The organism is Saccharomonospora sp. CUA-673 (assembly GCF_001942305.1).
Classification (GTDB): domain Bacteria; phylum Actinomycetota; class Actinomycetes; order Mycobacteriales; family Pseudonocardiaceae; genus Prauserella.
The window spans coordinates 58706-75033 of sequence record NZ_MKKE01000077.1; the positions used below are offsets into that span (position 1 = coordinate 58706).

13 protein-coding genes and 1 pseudogene are annotated in these 16328 nt (G+C 72.1%); 8 read left to right on the plus strand and 6 right to left on the minus strand.

Features of this window, described 5'->3' with window-relative positions:
* Window position 1: 1 nt before the first annotated feature.
* Window positions 2-604: a TMEM165/GDT1 family protein gene (locus BJF85_RS23940; protein WP_075850203.1), complete on the minus strand. Its 603-nt coding sequence runs from the start codon at window positions 602-604 to the stop codon at window positions 2-4.
* Between the two features lie 248 nt (window positions 605-852).
* Here BJF85_RS23940 and BJF85_RS23945 point away from each other — a divergent pair, with 248 nt between their 5' ends.
* The 5 genes and pseudogenes from BJF85_RS23945 to BJF85_RS23965 all read left to right on the plus strand — a co-directional run bounded on the left by BJF85_RS23945 (window position 853) and on the right by BJF85_RS23965 (window position 9523).
* Entirely contained in the window at window positions 853-2475 is a 1623-nt protein-coding gene (locus tag BJF85_RS23945; RefSeq protein WP_075850204.1) for a cytochrome ubiquinol oxidase subunit I, read from the plus strand.
* Between the two features lie 318 nt (window positions 2476-2793).
* Window positions 2794-3804, plus strand: a complete 1011-nt coding sequence (cydB, locus tag BJF85_RS23950; RefSeq protein ID WP_075850205.1) for a cytochrome d ubiquinol oxidase subunit II — start codon at window positions 2794-2796, stop codon at window positions 3802-3804.
* A 7-nt stretch (window positions 3805-3811) separates the two neighbouring features.
* Window positions 3812-7260: pseudogene (gene cydD, locus BJF85_RS23955) on the plus strand (thiol reductant ABC exporter subunit CydD).
* Window positions 7260-8399: a GAF domain-containing sensor histidine kinase gene (locus tag BJF85_RS23960; protein WP_075850206.1), complete on the plus strand. Its 1140-nt coding sequence runs from the start codon at window positions 7260-7262 to the stop codon at window positions 8397-8399. Before cydD ends, BJF85_RS23960 begins: the two are co-directional and overlap by 1 nt.
* 104 nt (window positions 8400-8503) lie before the next feature.
* Complete coding sequence (locus tag BJF85_RS23965; RefSeq protein WP_075850295.1) at window positions 8504-9523, plus strand: NAD-dependent epimerase/dehydratase family protein; 1020 nt, start codon at window positions 8504-8506, stop codon at window positions 9521-9523.
* 120 nt (window positions 9524-9643) lie between these two features.
* Here BJF85_RS23965 and BJF85_RS23970 read toward each other — a convergent pair whose 3' ends face one another.
* The 3 genes from BJF85_RS23970 to BJF85_RS23980 are packed head-to-tail and all read right to left on the minus strand — an operon-like array spanning window position 9644 to window position 11520.
* Entirely contained in the window at window positions 9644-10288 is a 645-nt protein-coding gene (locus tag BJF85_RS23970) for a response regulator transcription factor (protein WP_075850207.1), read from the minus strand.
* 50 nt (window positions 10289-10338) lie between these two features.
* Entirely contained in the window at window positions 10339-11007 is a 669-nt protein-coding gene (locus BJF85_RS23975; RefSeq protein ID WP_075850208.1) for a hypothetical protein, read from the minus strand.
* A 3-nt stretch (window positions 11008-11010) separates the two neighbouring features.
* On the minus strand, window positions 11011-11520 hold the full coding sequence (locus tag BJF85_RS23980) for a hypothetical protein (RefSeq protein WP_139320832.1): 510 nt from the start codon (window positions 11518-11520) through the stop codon (window positions 11011-11013).
* A gap of 256 nt (window positions 11521-11776) precedes the next feature.
* On the opposite strand from BJF85_RS23980, the gene BJF85_RS23985 reads away from it, so the two are divergent.
* From BJF85_RS23985 to BJF85_RS23995, 3 genes are read left to right on the plus strand one after another with little or no spacing between them, the layout of a single operon-like run.
* Entirely contained in the window at window positions 11777-13495 is a 1719-nt protein-coding gene (locus BJF85_RS23985) for a hypothetical protein (protein ID WP_075850210.1), read from the plus strand.
* Window positions 13492-13905 carry a hypothetical protein gene (locus BJF85_RS23990; protein WP_075850211.1) on the plus strand — a complete coding sequence of 138 codons (414 nt, stop codon included), beginning with the start codon at window positions 13492-13494 and terminating at the stop codon, window positions 13903-13905. Before BJF85_RS23985 ends, BJF85_RS23990 begins: the two co-directional genes overlap by 4 nt.
* A gap of 12 nt (window positions 13906-13917) precedes the next feature.
* Window positions 13918-14835: a hypothetical protein gene (locus tag BJF85_RS23995; RefSeq protein ID WP_075850212.1), complete on the plus strand. Its 918-nt coding sequence runs from the start codon at window positions 13918-13920 to the stop codon at window positions 14833-14835.
* Between the two features lie 10 nt (window positions 14836-14845).
* Here BJF85_RS23995 and BJF85_RS30770 read toward each other — a convergent pair whose 3' ends face one another.
* Together BJF85_RS30770 and coaA are read right to left on the minus strand one after the other, a co-directional pair.
* Window positions 14846-14971 carry a hypothetical protein gene (locus BJF85_RS30770; protein ID WP_255375897.1) on the minus strand — a complete coding sequence of 42 codons (126 nt, stop codon included), beginning with the start codon at window positions 14969-14971 and terminating at the stop codon, window positions 14846-14848.
* A 267-nt stretch (window positions 14972-15238) separates the two neighbouring features.
* On the minus strand, window positions 15239-16171 hold the full coding sequence (coaA, locus tag BJF85_RS24000; RefSeq protein ID WP_075850213.1) for a type I pantothenate kinase: 933 nt from the start codon (window positions 16169-16171) through the stop codon (window positions 15239-15241).
* Window positions 16172-16328 lie beyond the last annotated feature (157 nt).

Below are 16328 nucleotides of genomic sequence, written 5' to 3' on the forward strand. Positions count from 1 at the left end.
GTCAGGCCAGGGCTGCGGCGCCGAAGGCGTAGACCGCGAAGCCGGCGAACAGGAAGCCGGCGGCGCGTTGGAGCAGCTGTGGGCGGATGCGGTCGCGCAGTTTGCCGCCCACGAAGATCGCCAGCGCGGTGACGGCGGCGATGGCCGCGAACGAGCCGAGACCCACGGCGATCGGCTGGCCGTAGCGCGCCGCCATGCCCGCGGTGACGAGCTGTGAGGCGTCGCCCCATTCGGCGGCGAAGATCAAACCGAAGCTGGCGCCCGCGCCGCTGAGGAACGACGTCGTGCCCGGGCCGCTGCGCATCGCGTCCTTGCCGGTGTCGGAGGTCACGCTGTAGCCGGCGCGCAGCAACAGGGCGGCGCCGATGCCGAACATGATTCCCGCGGCGACGGAGACGACCTGTTCCGGAAGCAGCGTCAACGCACTGCCGAATGCGACGGCGACGGTCGTGTGCACGGCGAATGCGGCGGCCACGCCGGTCCACACCGCGCCCTTTCGGTAACGGGTGGTGAGCACCAATGTCGAAATAGTGGTCTTGTCCGGCAGTTCGGCCAGGAAGACCAGCGCAAACGCCGACAGGAACGCCGGCAGTGCGGAAGACATCGAGTGTTCACCCCCTTGGTCACTTCAACGATAAAGGGAGATTCACGGAAATCAAGGAAATCGGATTCTCGAATCGGATGTTCGGTCGTGGGGAAAATGCGCGGCAAGTGCGTCTCATCATTTTTTTCGGCGCACCGAAATCGGCGTGTGACGAGCGATGATCGTCCCCGCGGACGGGACCTAGGTCCCGCGGGAGTCGGGACCGGTGGACCTGCCGGAGTCCGCCCGTGCGGAGGAGGGTCGGCACGGTGGAAGTACTGGAGCTCGCACGGTGGCAGTTCGGGATCACGACCGTCTACCACTTCCTCATGGTTCCCCTGACGATCGGCCTGTCGGTGCTGGTCGCGGGCATGCAGACGGCGTGGGTGCGCACGGGCGACGAGCGCTACCTGAGGATGACCAAGTTCTGGGGCAAGCTCCTGCTGATCAACTTCGCCATGGGCGTGGTGACCGGCATCGTCCAGGAGTTCCAGTTCGCCATGAACTGGAGCGAGTACTCGCGGTTCGTGGGCGACGTGTTCGGGGCGCCGTTGGCGATGGAGGGCATCGTCGCGTTCTTCGTCGAGTCGGTGTTCCTCGGCCTGTGGATCTTCGGCTGGGGCCGGCTGTCGAAGCGGGTCCATCTGGCGTGCATCTGGGCGTTCTCGCTGGCCACGGTGGCGTCGGCGTACTTCATCGTGGCGGCCAACTCGTGGATGCAGCACCCGGTGGGCGCGGAGTTCGTCGACGGCAGGCCGACGATGAACTCGATCTGGGCGGTGTTGACCAACAGCACGGCGTTAGCGGCGGTGCCGCACACGGTGGCGGGCTGTTTCGCGGTGGCCGCGGCGTTCGTGGTGGGTATCGCGTCGTGGCGGTTGTGGCGTAAGCGCAACACCGAGGACGAGCACCGCGGGGTGTGGCGTTCGTCGGTGAAGCTGGGTGCGGTGACCGGCGCGGTCGCGTTCTCGGTGCTGGCGGTGACCGGTGACCTGCAGGGCAAGCTGATGTTCGAGCAGCAGCCGATGAAGATGGCCGCCGCCGAGGCGTTGTGCGAGACGGAGCAGCCGGCGAGTTTCTCGATCATCGCCGCGGGCGACCTGTGGGACGCGGACTGCGACAGCGTGCGGACGTTCAACGTGCCGGCGTTGCTGTCGTTCCTGGCGGAGGGCGACTTCACGTCCGAGGTCGAGGGCATCCGGGACCTGGTGGTCCAGTACGAGGAGGCATACGGCTCGCACTATCCGGACGACCCGGCGTTGGGTGAGTTGGCCGGTCAGCCGATCGACTACGTGCCGAGTCTGCCGGTGACGTACTGGGGTTTCCGGATCATGATCGGCTTCGGTGCGCTGTCGGCGATGGTCGGCCTGGGCATGCTGTGGCTGACGCGGGGCGGGCGAATCCCGGAGAGCCGGTGGTTCCCGCGGATCGCGTTGGCGAGCATCGCGTTGCCGTACATCGCGAACAGCGCGGGGTGGATCTTCCGCGAGATGGGCCGCCAGCCGTTCGTGGTGGTGCCGAACCCGGATCCCAGTGGGGTCGACGGGATGTGGATGTACACCGCCATGGCCGTGTCGCGGGTGACCGAGGGCGAAGTGTGGTTCTCGATGGTGTCGCTGACGTTGGTGTACGCGGCGCTCGGCGTGGTGCAGGTCTTCCTGATGGCGAAGTACGTGCGCGGCGGCATCGAGAGCGTGATGCCCGGATCCGTCGCGGCCCGCATGGGCGGCGACGGATCCGACGGTCCGGGGGACGGTTCCGGCGGTTCCGGTGGCCCTGGTGGTTCCGGGGGCTCCGGCGGTTCCGGCGGTTCCGGCGGCCGGGACGGGCCCGATGACCCGGATGACCCGGACAACCCCGAGGACGACGAGAAGCTCTCGTTCGCCTACTGACGACCGACCCCCGCACGTGTCGACAAGGAGACGTGCCGTCCGAGGAGACGTGGTGATCGTGAATTCCGGTGGATACGCCCCCACCCTCTCCGGGGGGCGACCCCGACTCCAGCCTACCCGCCGGAGCGGTTCTCCCCAGCGTTGTCCAGCAAGTTGTGGACAACTGGGGTCGTTGTGCACAACTGCTTGGGGAAAACAGGTTTCACCTGAAACATGTCGGTGCGGCGTGGTAGCCGCCACCACAGCCGCTGCCACCCACCGCGCCGCCACCCGGCGCGCCGCCACCCGGCGCACCGGCGAGCCGAGGGTGGTGCGCTGATGGAACTCGTCCTCGTGTGGTTCGTGATCATCGCGTTCCTGTGGTTGGGCTATCTGTTCCTCGAGGGGTTCGACTTCGGCGTGGGCATGCTGCTGCCGGTGTTGAGTCGCAACGACAAGGAACGCCGCGTCATGATCAACACCATCGGTCCCGTGTGGGACGGCAACGAGGTGTGGATCATCGTCGCCGGCGGCGCGATGTTCGCCGCCTTCCCCGCCTGGTACGCGGGCCTGTTCTCCGCGGCCTACCTGCCGTTGCTGTTCGTGCTGCTCGCCCTCATCGGCCGCGGCGTCGCGTTCGAGTACCGCGGCAAGATCGACTCCGAGCGGTGGCGCCGCTCGTGGGACAAGGTCATCGTCATCGGCTCGATCGTGCCCCCGGTCGGCGTCGGCTTCATCCTCGCCTCGACGATCCTCGGCCTTCCCCTCGATGCCGACGGCAACCGCGTCGGGACGCCGTTCGAGGCGTTCCGCTGGGACACCGCGCTCGGCGCCCTCGCCCTCACCGGCTTCTCGCTGCTGCACGGCGCCGTGTTCATCGCCCTCAAGACCGACGGCGACATCCGCCACCGCGCCCGGCGCCTGGCCATCGGCATGTTCCCGTTCGCGATCCTGCCGCTCCTCGCGTTCGCCGCGCTCGTGCAGCTGCGCCACGGCTCGGACTGGACGCTCGGCACCCTCGCCGTGACCGTCGGCGCCGTGTTCGTCGCCTGGTGGCGCATCACCGTCGGCCGCGAGGGACAGGCGTTCGCCGCGCTCGGCGTCGTGATCACCGGCGCCGTCGTCACCCTGTTCGGCGCGCTGTACCCCGACGTCCTGCCGTCCACACTGGACACGGCGAACTCGCTGACCGTCGAAGGCGCCTCGTCCGGCGACTACACCCTCACCGTCATGACGTGGGTCGCCGCGTTCGGCACGCCCGCCGTGCTCGTCTACCAGGGCTGGACGTACTGGGTGTTCCGCAAACGCATCCGCACCTCCCACATCCCGCCCGTCCACGCCCCGCGCTAGGTAACCCATGAGACGTCCCACCCGCGACACCCCTTCCGCTACCGAACTCGGCGCCGCATCGTCCACACCGGACACGCCGGGTCGGTCGCGGGTGGGACACGGCCCGCTCGGCGCGCTGCCGTCCCTGTCGACGGCGGCGCGCCGGGCGTTGGTCGCCTCCGGCGTGCTCGCGCTCGGCAACGCCGGACTCCTCGTCGCCCAGGCGTTCCTGCTCGCCTCCGTCCTCGCCGACATCGTCACCGGAGCCGCTGCCGACACCGCCGACCTCGCACCGCGGCTCGCCCTGCTCGTCGCCACCGTCGTCGGCCGTTCGCTGACGACGTGGGCGATCCGCGTCGTCGCCGCCCGCGCCGCCGCGGGCGCCAAGGAGGAACTCCGCGCCCGCACCCTCGACCACGCCCTGCGCCTCGGCCCCGAATGGATCGGCCGCCGCGGCCCCGGCGAACTCACCGCCCTGACCACCACCGGCCTCGACGCCCTCGACGCCTACTTCACGCGTTACCTGCCCGCCCTGGTCACCGCCGCGGTCGTACCCGTCGCCGCGGGCGCGGCCGTGCTCGTCGCCGACTGGCCGTCCGCGGTGCTCATCGCCATCACCCTGCCGTTGCTGCCGCTGTTCGGCGCGCTCATCGGCTCCTACACCCGCGACCGGGTCGCCGCGTCCAGCGACTCCGTCGCCCGCCTGTCGGCGCACGTGCTCGAACTCGTCCGCGCGCTGCCCGTGCTCGCCGCGTTCCGCCGCGCCGAGGCCCAGGCCGACACCGTGCGGCGCGTGTCCGACCGGCATCGCCGGTCCACGCTCGGCACCCTGCGCGTCGCGTTCAGCTCCGCGTTCGCCCTCGAACTCGCCGCGACGCTGTCGGTCGCGCTCGTGGCCGTCGTCATCGGCGTGCGCCTCGTCTACGGCGACATCCCGCTCGCCATCGGCCTCGGCGTGCTGCTGCTGGCGCCCGAATGCTTCCAGCCGCTGCGCAACGTCGGCACCGCCTTCCACGCGAGCACCGACGGCGTCGAGGCCGTCCGCCGCGTCACCGACGTCCTCGCCGAACCCGCGCACGGGACCGACGGCATGCTCCCGCCGCGCCGCGGCGATATCCACGTCCGCGACCTGCGCGTGCACCGCCGCGGCCGCGCCGCCCCCGACGGCGAGACGTTCACCGCCCGCCCCGGCCGCACCGTGCGGCTGCGTTCGCCGAGCGGCGCCGGCAAGAGCACCACCCTCGGCGTGCTCCTCGGGTTCGTCCGCCCCGACGGCGGCGACGTCGAGGTCGCCGGCATCCCCCTCGCAGACCTCGACCCCGACGCCTGGCGCCGGTGCATCGGCTGGGTGCCCCAGTCGCCCACGTTCACCGGCGGCACCGTGCGCGGCGAACTCGACCTCGCCGCGCCGCGCACCGACACGGGCGCCGCGCCCGTGGGCGGCGGCACGGTGGGTGACGTCGACGACCTGCTCGAGCGCCTCGGCCTCGCCGCCCTGGCCGACCGGCCCGTCGCGACGCTGTCGGTCGGCCAACGTCAACGCCTCGCCGTCGCCCGCGCCCTCGCGCGCGTCCGCGCGGGCGCGTGGCTGCTGCTGCTCGACGAACCCACCGCGCACCTCGACGCCGCCAACGCCCGCCGCGTCCACGACCTCGTCGACGAGGCCGCCCGCGCCGGCTGCACCGTGATCATCGCCGCGCACGAACGCACCGCCCTCGACGCGGACGGCGCCGAGGACACCGCGGATGCGGGCGACGACACCGGCGACCCGGCCGACAGCGCGGACAACGCCGACCCAGCACCCACCGGTCCGCTCGCCCTGCGCAGCCTGTGTGGCCGCCGGTTCCTCGGCGGGGTCGCGCTCGGCGCGGGATCGCTCGTGGCGGGCGTCGCGCTGACCGCGACGTCGGGCTGGCTGATCGCCCGCGCGTCCCAACAGCCGCCGATCCTCATGCTCGGCGTCGCCGTCGTCGGCGTCCGCACGTTCGGCCTGGCCAGGGCGGCCCTCAACTACGTCGAACGGCTCGTCACCCACGACGCCGCGTTCCGCATCGCCGCCACCCTGCGCGGCAGGTTGTGGCGGGCGCTCGTCGCCCGCGGACCGGCCGCCGCCCTCCGACACGGCGAGCAGCACCGAAGGCTCGTCGGCGACGTCGACACCGTCCGCGACCTGCTGCCCCGCGTGCTCACCCCGCCGCTCGTGGTCGCCGCCGCGTCGCTCGCCGCCTGCATCGCGGTCGCGCTCGTCCTGCCCGCCGCGGGAGCCGTCCTCGCCGTCGCCGTGCTGATCGCGCCGTCGCCGCGCCCGCGGCCGCGCTCGCCGTGGAACGCCGCGCCACCTCCGCCATCGCCGACGGTCGCCGCCGACTGGACGAACGCGTCCTGGCCCTGTTCGACACCGCCGCCGAACTCATCGCCCTCGGCGCCCACCGCCGCAGGCGGCGCGACGTCGCCACCCTCGACTCCCACCTCGCCGCGACCGCGCGCAGGCAGGCGTGGGGCGAGGGCGCCGCCGACGCCGTCATCGTCGCCACCACCGGCGTGGCCGCCGTCGCGGGCGCGTGGCTCGCCGGGACGGCCGTCGCCGCGGGAACGCTCAACCCCGTCCTGGCCCCCGTCGTCGCGCTCGTGCCGCTCGCGCTCGCCGAGGTCCTCGCCCTGCTGCCGCCCGTCGCGCAGCACTGGGACACCCTCCGCGGTGCCCGCACCCGCCTCGCCGAAGCCGAGACCCGAGCCGCCACGGAAGCCACGGAAGGGGCTCCGCCGGCCGCTCTACCAGCGGAAACGCCCGCGGTCGAAAAACCGACCACGCGTCAGGGTCACATCTCCCTGCGGGGTGCGGACATCGCGTGGCCGGCCACCGGACGTCCCGTGCTGCGCGACGTGGACCTCGACATCGCGCCCGGTACGTACGTCGCCGTCGTCGGACCGTCCGGTTCCGGAAAGTCGACCCTGCTGGCCGTGCTGCTCGGCTTCCTGCGCCCGGTGCGCGGCGAGGCCGACGTGCCCGCGCGCGTGGCGTGGGCGCCGCAGGACCCGCAGCTCGTGTCGACGACCGTCGCCGAGAACCTGAAACTCGCCGACCCGCACGCCGGCGCCGACGAACTCGCCGCCGCGCTGCGCACCGCCCACGTCGAGGCCGACCTGGACACGATGCTCGACTCCGCGGGCGCCGGACTGTCCGGCGGGCAGGCACAGCGGGTTGCGCTCGCCAGGGCACTGCTCGCCGCGCCCGGCGCCGACCTCGTCCTGCTCGACGAACCCACCGCGCACCTCGACGAACCGACCGCCGACCGCGTCCTCGCCGACCTGCGCGCCGCCCTCGACGGCAGCACGATCGTCCACGTCACCCACCGGCCCGAGGAGGTCGCCGGTGCCGACCTGGTCGTCGAGGTCACGAACGGGTGGGTGCACACGCGACCCGGGACACGTCTGCGCGACCGCGCGGGAGGAGGCGTCGTACCGTCGAACTCGTAATGGAACCGACCGTCGCCGCGCGCGCCCTGTCCGCCGCCACCGAGATCACCAGGACCGTGCTGTCCGGGGACGACCCCGACGCGGTGCTTCCCCTGGTCGTGCGGCACGCCGTGGAGATCGCCGACGCCGACCTCGGCCTGCTCATGGTGCGCGACGAGGACGGCAGCGTCACCGTCGAGGCCGCCTACGGCGACGGCGCGGACACCTCCGGTCTCGTCGGACTCGTCCTGCCGCCCGAATCGGCCGCGGGCCGGGTCGCCGGCGGCGCGGAACCGGTGTTCGCCGACGACGTCACCAGCGACCCGCGCACCTCCCAGTACGTGCCCACCGAACTCGCCGGGTACGGGCCGTTCGCGGCGGCACCGTTCGGCACCGTCGGCACCCGCCTCGGCGTGCTCACCGTGTACCGGTCGCCGCACCGGCCGATTTTCGACACCGGCACCGGCGAGCTGCTCACCGCGTTCGCCGGCCAGGCGGGCGTCGTGCTCGCACTCGCCGACGGCGCCGACGCGCGCCACCGGCTCACGCTCTACCAGGAACGCGAACGCATCGCCCGCGAACTGCACGACGTCGTCGTGCAACGGCTGTACGCGGCGGGCATGCAGCTCGACCGGGTGCACCGCAGGCTGCACCGACGGTTCGCGCGCACCGAACGCGACCGGCTCGGCGAGGCCATCGAACAGCTCGACCAGACCATCGAGGAGATCCGCGGTACCGTCCGCGACCTGCGCTCGCCCGAACCCGTCCCCGAGACGCCCGATGACGGCGACCTGGCCGAATCGGCCCGCTCCGAGGTGCGCATCGCCGGGGAGCTGCTCGGCTATCCGCCGACGTTGGAACTGTCCGGCGAGCTGGCCGGCATCCCGGGCGAACGCGGCGACCACATCCGCGCCGCCCTGCGCGAGGCACTGTCCAATGTGGTGCGGCATTCCGGTGCCAGCGAGGTGCGCGTGACCCTCGAACGCGACGACCGCGAGATCCGGCTGCGCGTACGCGACAACGGCTGCGGCGTGCCCGCCGACGTCGCCCGCCGCGGCCTGCGCCACCTCGCCGAACGCGCCGGCGCCGCCGGCGGCCGGTTCGACGTCAACTCCTCCCCGAGCATGGGCACCATGGTCGCCCTGGAAATCCCCCTCTAGGCGAACGTCGCCGTGTCAGCGTTCTGCGTCGCTGTGTGGGGGTTCGCGTTCGCCCGGTGCGATATCGGTGGCGCGGGGGAGCGCGGGGCGAGCACCGTGTGGACATGCGACTACTCGTTCTCGGTGGCACGACGGGGTTGTCGGGCCGGGTGGCGGTGGAGGCCGTCGGGCGTGGCCACGACGTCGTGTGCGCGGCCCGCGGCCGGTCCGGTGCGGTGCCCGACCGCGCACGGCTGATCCCCGTCGACCGGGACGAACCCGGGGCGGTCGCGGTGCTGGTGGGCGAGCGGTTCGACGCGGTCGTCGACGTCGCGACCGGCGCGCTCGGTTGGGTCCGCGCCGTACTCGACGTGCTGGCCGGCGAGGGTCCCGACGCTCCACACTGGACGTTCGTCTCGAGCGTCAACGTCTACGCCGACGTGGCGACACCCGGCCAGGGCGTCGACGCGCCACTCGTGCCCGCGGTCGACGATCCGCGCCACCTCGCGCCCGAGGAGTTGACCATCGAGACGTACGGCGGCACGAAGGTCGCCAGTGAGCAGGCCGTGCGGGACCGCGTCGGCGACGGCCGGGCGTTGATCGTGCGGCCCGGAATCATCAGCGGCCCCGGCGACGTCATGGACCGGTTCGGGTACTGGGCGGCGCGGTTCGCCCGCGGGGGGCGAACCGTGATTCCCGACGCGCCGGACCAGCCGATCCAGCACGTCGACGTCCGCGACCTCGCCGCGTGGCTGGTCACGGCCGCCGAAACGCGCACGGCGGGCGTGTTCGACGCGGTCGGCCCGGTGCTGCGGCTCGGCGACGTGCTGTCGGCGATGGCCGCCACGGTCGGCGCCGGCGACCTCGAGCTCGTCCCGATGTCGGAGGAAGCGTTGACCGGGGCCGGCGTCCAGCCGTGGGGTGGGCCGGCGTCGCTGCCGTTGTGGCTGCCGACCGGCTACACCGGATTGGCTGCGCACGACCCGGAACCCGCCGCGGCCGCGGGCCTGGCGGGCCGTTCGCTGACCGACGTCGCGTTGACCGCGCTCGCCGACGAACGCGCCCGCGGCATGGACCGGACCCGCAAGGCCGGGCTCACCCTCGACGAGGAACGCACCCTGCTCGACGGCGGTCGACTGACGTGAGGTGCCAACACGGCGACGCCAAGTGCCAACACGGCGACGCAGGATGCTGACACGCCCGCGTGAGTTGCTGACACGGCGACGCCAAGTGCTGACACGCCCGCGCGGGGTGCTGACACGGCGTTATTCGGGGGTGTGGCGGGCTACCCAGGCGGCGGCCTGGGTGCGGCGTTGCATGCCGAGTTTGCCGAGCAGGGAGGTCACGTAGTTCTTGACGGTCTTCTCGGCGAGGAACAGTTGCTGGGCGATCTCGCGGTTGGACAGGCCCTGGCCGATGAGTTCGAGGACGCTGCGTTCGCGTTCGGACAGTGCGGCGAAGCGGTCGTCCTCGGCGGTGTTGTCGCCGCGCATGGTGTCGAGGAGGCGGGCAGTGGTGACGGGGTCGAGCAGCGAGCGGCCGGCGCCGACCTCGCGCACGGCGTGGACGACGTCCTGGCCGCGGACCTGTTTGAGCAGGTAGCCGGAGGCGCCGGCACGGATGGCGGCCACCATGGCCTCCTCGTGTTCGAACGCGGTGAGCACGAGACATTGCGGCGGGCTGGCGAGTGCGCGCAGGTTGCGGCACAGTTCGACACCGTCGCTCTCCGAACCGCCGAGCCGCATGTCGACGACGGCGACGTCGGGCTCGACGTGCAGCGCCACGGCGAGTGCCTCGTCGGCGCTGCCCGCCTCCGCGACGACCGTGATGTCGGGCTCGTCGCCGAGCAGGTCGCGCAACCCGCGCCGCACGACCTCGTGGTCGTCGACGAGCAGCACCTCGATGGCCATGTCCCGAGATTACGGCCGCCCGGCCGCCTCGGCGAGACCCGTGCCCGACCTCACCGACCGCCGGGCGCGGCGTGATCGAGGAACGTGCTCAGCAACTGGAGGCGGGGTTCGATGTCGCCGAGCTCCAGCGGCCCGGGACGCCACGTGAGGATCGCGTCGCCGACCAGGCGGATCGGGTTGTTCTCGAGCTGGTTGGTCGACAGCAGCCACGAGCGCATGTCGTCGGTCAGGATGGCCGATGCGAACTCGGGATGGCTCGTGGTGACGGCGTACTTGGCGTCGAACCGTTCGTCACCGGTCTGCAGGCCCCCTCCGCCCAGCTTCTGCGAGATCTTCCCGACCACGCCTCGTTGCTCGACGTGGACCTCCGGGAAATCGCCGGGGATCTTCAGGGAGACGACCTGGAACTGCCGACGTCGGGTGACCTCGTCGCCGGCACGGTCGTTCTCCTTGATGGCCGCGCTGTACTCGAAGACTTCGATCTGCCGTTTCCTCCAGGGACCCCGGAACACGTGCTGAGCTTTGTCCCACCGGCCCCAGTCGAAGGGCTCCCCGCGGTACTTCCTGGCCAGCGACGAGTCCGACGCGTCGTACTGCCACCCGCGCTTCTTCGCGAGCTTCTCGTACCTGTTCTTCGTCTTCCGCTTCTGCGTCCACTGGAAGTAGAAGTAGCCACCGATGACCAGCGGCGAGACGACGTACCAGAACCAGTCAGGCATCGGTCACTCCGGGAGGCCGTTCAGGACGGCTTGGGCGACGTCGTCGCTGAGCGTGCAGGGGTCCTTCGCGTCGTCGCTGGTGTCGCTGTTGGCGATGACCGCGAACTGTTGCGCCTCGTCGTCCGGGTCGAGCGTGACGCCGACGCCGCACGACGATTCGCCCGCGCCTTCCAGCCGGGTGCCCGGCGTTCCCTCGAGGTCGACCTCCTCGCCGGTGGCCATGGCGTCCATCGCCTGACCACGGATGACGTTGGCGCCGGCGAAGCCGTCGACCGCGCGGAAGTCGCACTGGAAGCCGCTCGGCGTGACCTCGACGTCGGACACGCCCAGCGCGGTGGCCGCGGCTCCCTGCTCCAGCAGCTCGCACGCGTCGTTGCCCTCGGGCAGCCGCTTGGACGTTTCTTCCGACGCGGCGTCGCCTCCGCCGCACGCGCTCAGCAGGAACACCCCCGCCACCAGCGCCGCCAGCGGTGCCGTCCGCCGCAGTCGTCCGTCCACATCGGTCGTTGCCATGACCGTCCCCCCATCACCGTGTGAGCAAAGCGGGCGAACGGTAGCGGTCCCGGCAACGGTGCGCAACCGGTCATGTCCGATACGTGACGGTTTCGGCCGGCGTACTCGGGCGGCGGGCATCGCTGCGCAGGGCGCGGGCGTTACCGCTCGCCACGATCGGGGACACGCGACACGGCGAATCCACACCCTCGTAGGACATTCTCCCCGGCGCGGCGCCGGCAGCGGTTGGATGACGAGACGTCCGAAGGGGGAAGAGATGGCCCATTGGCGGCGCGATGCTGCCTCGGCGGTCGCCACGGAGATCGCCCACACCGGGGGAGGACGGCACCCCCACGGACAACCGCACACCGACCCGCAACACCCGACGTGGCACGAGCTCGGACCGCTCCGTGTCGCCGACGACGGTCTCGCCGTCGACCTGCGCGGACAGCAGCCGCCGGCGATGCTCGACCTCCGCCTCGCCGGCCCCGACGGGCCCCGCGGCGGCGCCGCCGTGCCCGCGGGCGGACAGCTGCGCCGCGGCGTGCTGCGGCTCGACGACCCCGGACCGCTGCCCGCCGAATGCGACCGCGCGTGGGCACGTCTGGCCGACACGACCGACCCGCGACCGGCCGTCCTCGAGGGCCTCGACCACGCACCGCTCGCCGACCGGCTCGCCGCCGGCAAGCCCGACCGCGCCCACGGCGACCCCCGGCGCGCCTGCTTCCTGCCCGGCGTCCGGCTCATCCAGGGCGGCCCCGGCACCGGCAAGACCACGCTGCTGGCCCGCGCCGCCGTCGACCTCGCCGACGCCGGACATCGCGTGCTCCTGCTGAGCCGCACCGACCGCACCCTCACCGTGGCAACGGATCCGGCCAGGGCGTCCGTCCAACAACAACTCGTCGACATCTCCGCAGCCGAGCGGCGCATCGCCGACCTGCGCGTGCAGCTGGCCGACTTCGACCCCGAGGCGTTCGCCGCCGCCGCGCGCCGCATCGACGAGAACCACCGGATCGGCAGCCTCGAGACGACACTCGTCGAGGCGCAACACGTCCACGACGCCGCGGCGGCCGAACTCGCCGCCGCCCGCCAGGAACTGCGCCGCGCCCGCACCGTCTGGGAACACGCCGAGGACGGCCGCCGCGGCCTGGCCGAACACCGCGCCCTGTCCGCGCAGCTCGCCGACCTGGACGCCCAACTCGCCCGGTTGCACCTGACCGTGGACCGGCGTCGCTACCGCGGCCGCGCGCGCGACCGCGCCTCGCTGTACCGCATGGAACGCGAACGCGACACCCTCCGCGGGCGCGTCGAGGAGGCGGCGGCCACGGCCATCACCGCCGAACGTGCGTCCGCATTGGACACCACACTGTCCGATGCGCACCACTGGCTCGACGAGGCCGCCCGCGCCGAGTCCGAGGCCTACACCCACGTCGAGGCGCTGCACGCGAAGATCGCCGCACTGCGGGCGAACACACCCACGGACGCCGACGTGCGCCTGTACGCCGACTGCGTCGAACGCGGCCTGCCCGAACTGCAGGCCGAACACGACGAGCTCGCCCGCGTGGCCGGCGAACACGCCGCCCGCCGCGGCCAGCTGCAGGAACGCCTCTGGTGGCTCGGCGAACGCGCCCGGCCGCACGACCTGCCCCACGAACGCATCGTCCGCACCGACCGGCTGCCGGTGGGCGAGACCTTCGACGTCGTGCTCGTCGACGACGCGGGCAGCAGGCCGCTGTCCGAAACGCTCGCCGCCGTCGCGCTGGCCAGGCACACCGCCGTCATCGCGGGCGACACCGGATCGCCGCAACCGTGGATCGGGCCCGGCCTGCGTGACGACCCGGCCGTCCGCCGCTGGTGCGGGGCCACCGCGTTCACCCACTGCGGCATCCGCACCGAGGCCGACGCCGTGGACCACGCAGGCTGCTACGTGCTCACCGCCGACGCCGCCGCGTCGGCCTGGACCGCGCGTCCGGCTCCGACGGAGCGCACGGGGTGATCGTCCTGGACACGGAGGGCGAGGCGGTGCGCCACGGCGAGGTCGTCGCGTCGCTGCCCCTCGGCGCGGCGGTGATCGCTCCACATCGGACGTCGGCGGCCACGTGGCTCGCCGCCGCGGGCGACCGGCTCGACCTGGCCGTCGGCACCGCGCGCACGATGCACGGCGACGAGTTCGACGTGGTCCTGGTCGATCTGGCCGCCGACGACTGGCACGCCCGCACCCGCGCGTTCGCGTCGGCGACCAGCCGCGCCCGGTCGACGTTGTACCTGCTCGCGGACGCCGCGACGTTGGCCGCGGCCCCGCAGGCACGCCGCTCGCCCGCGCGCACGTCGCGGCAGCCGACGTACGTCCGGTGCGCCGTAGCGGCGTACCCGCACCGCGCGCTACCGCCGAAACCCGCGTCATGACACCATGATCCGATGCGTCGAGCCGGTGACCCTGCGCAGGTGGAGGCGGTACTCGACACCCTGAACCGGCTGCTCGACTCCGGCACCCAGGCCGACGTCGCGCGCCTCGCCCGGCTGGCCGTCGACCGGCTCACCGACGACACCGCCGACGTCGATCAGGGGCTGCTCGACCGGGCCATCGCCCTGTACGCGCGGGCCTGCGCCGCGCATCCGCCCGACCCGGTGGAACTGGCCGACTGGGTGCTGACCGTGTCGTTCGACGACCCGCCCGTCACCGTTCCGCTGTCCGGTTTCGCCCGGCCGCTCGGCGACACCGGACTCGAGCACATACGCTCCACAGTGGACGCCAAGCTCGCGCTGTCCACACCGGAATCGGCCACCACCGGCGAACAGGCGATCGCCCAACGGCTCGCCGAGGAGGTCGCCGAGCTCACCGGCGACGTCGACCGGCTCATCGCCGCGTGGACGAAACTCCTGCCCGACGTCGACATCAGTCTCAAGATCGTCCGTGCGCTGCGCGCGGCCGGCCGGCACGCCGAGGCCATCGCCCACGCCGCGCGCGCCCGCGGCACCGACCCGTCGCGGATCGCCGAACTGCTCGCCGCGGGTCACGACGACGACGCCTGGACCCTGACGAAACAGCTACCCGCCGGATCTGCGCACGTCGCGGCCGAGATCTACCGCAAGCACGTCGACGAGCTCATCGAACGCAGGGATGCCAGGAATCCCGCCGCGAACTACGCCAGGGCCGCCGTCGCGCTGCGCCGGCTGCGGACCCTCCACCGCGACGCCGGCACCCGCGACGAGTTCACGGCCCACCTCGCCGACATCGTCGCCGCCCACGGCCGCAAGACCCGCCTCATGGACGAGATCCGCAAGGCGCGGATCGCGTTGCCGAAGACCTCCCGCCGCAGCACTCCCGAGGTCTGAACCGACGTCCTCAGGGGGCCGGCTTCTGCGCGCGCCGCGACTCGTCGACGTCCAGTGCGAACGCCCCGCATGCCATGGCGAGCAGCACGATCATGCCGAGCACGGCGCCGACCCAGGTAACGATGTCCGAGAGCACGATGGCCGTCCTTCCCCCTCGTTGGCGGTGAGTACGCCCCTAAGAATCGCCCGCCGCGCGGGACACGGCCATCGGCCGACCGGCTAATGTCATCGCCCGATCATCCGCCGAAAGTACGGGAATTCTCGCGCTCCGCGGTCGATGCAACGGCCGAGCGGCATGTGGGTGATCCGCCGTGACCCGAACAACTCAGAGCTTGCCGGCGACCGGCCACGTATGCGTCGCCGCCACGAGAGCCGAACGACAGCCGAACCGGAAGCCCGGCCGTCAGAGCTTGCGCAGCCGCACCCGGTTGATCGCGTGGTCGCTGTCCTTGCGCAACACGAGCGTCGCGCGCGGGCGCGTGGGACGGATGTTGTCGACCAGGTTCGGCTCGTTGATCGTCTTCCACAGGTGCTGCGCCTCGAACCGGGCGTCCTCGTCGGACAGTCCGGCGAAGTGGTGGAAGTGCGAGTTCGGATCGGCGAACGCCGTGTGCCGCAGTTCGAGGAACCGCTCGATGTACCAGCGTTCGATGTCGCCGGTGTGCGCGTCGACGTAGATCGAGAAGTCGAACAGGTCCGACACCGTCAGGCTCGGCCCCGGCTGCAGCACGTTCAGACCCTCGACGATGAGGATGTCCGGGCGCTGCACCTTCTGCTCCTGCCCGGGCACGATGTCGTAGGCAAGGTGGGAGTACACGGGAGCGTGCACCTCGTCGGCGCCCGACTTGACCTCGGTGACGAACCGCAGCAGCGCGCGGCGGTCGTAGCTCTCCGGGAAGCCCTTGCGGTGCATGATGCCGCGTCGCACCAGCTCGGCACGCGGGTACAGGAAGCCGTCGGTGGTCACCAGGTCGACCCGCGGGTGGTCGGGCCAGCGCGCCAGCAGGGTCCGCAGGATGCGCGCGGTGGTCGACTTTCCGACCGCGACGCTGCCCGCGATGCCGATGACGAACGGGACCTTCGTGCCGCGGGTGTCCTCGCCGAGGAACGTCGTGGAGGCCTCGTAGAGGCGTTGCCGCGCGGCGACCTGGAGGTTGATGAGCCGCGACAGGGGGAGGTAGACCTCCGCGACCTCCGTGAGGTCGATCTGCTCGCCGAGACCTCTGAGCCCGATCAGTTCCTCAGCCGTCAACGGCAGCGGCGTGGAGCGCCGAAGCTCCCGCCACTGATCACGCTGTAATTCGACATATGGGCTCAGCTCACGGACCCGTGGCATTCGCTCACTCCTTGCCCGTCGGTGGGCCGGCGATCCCGCGACTTCGTAACGCAGTTCTTACGGTAAGCCGTAACGGCGGCGAACGGACTGTGACGTTGTGCACCCGAATGCGTGGGGAAGCTGTTAGCGTCCGATGGTGCTTTCTTTGGGTGGAGCA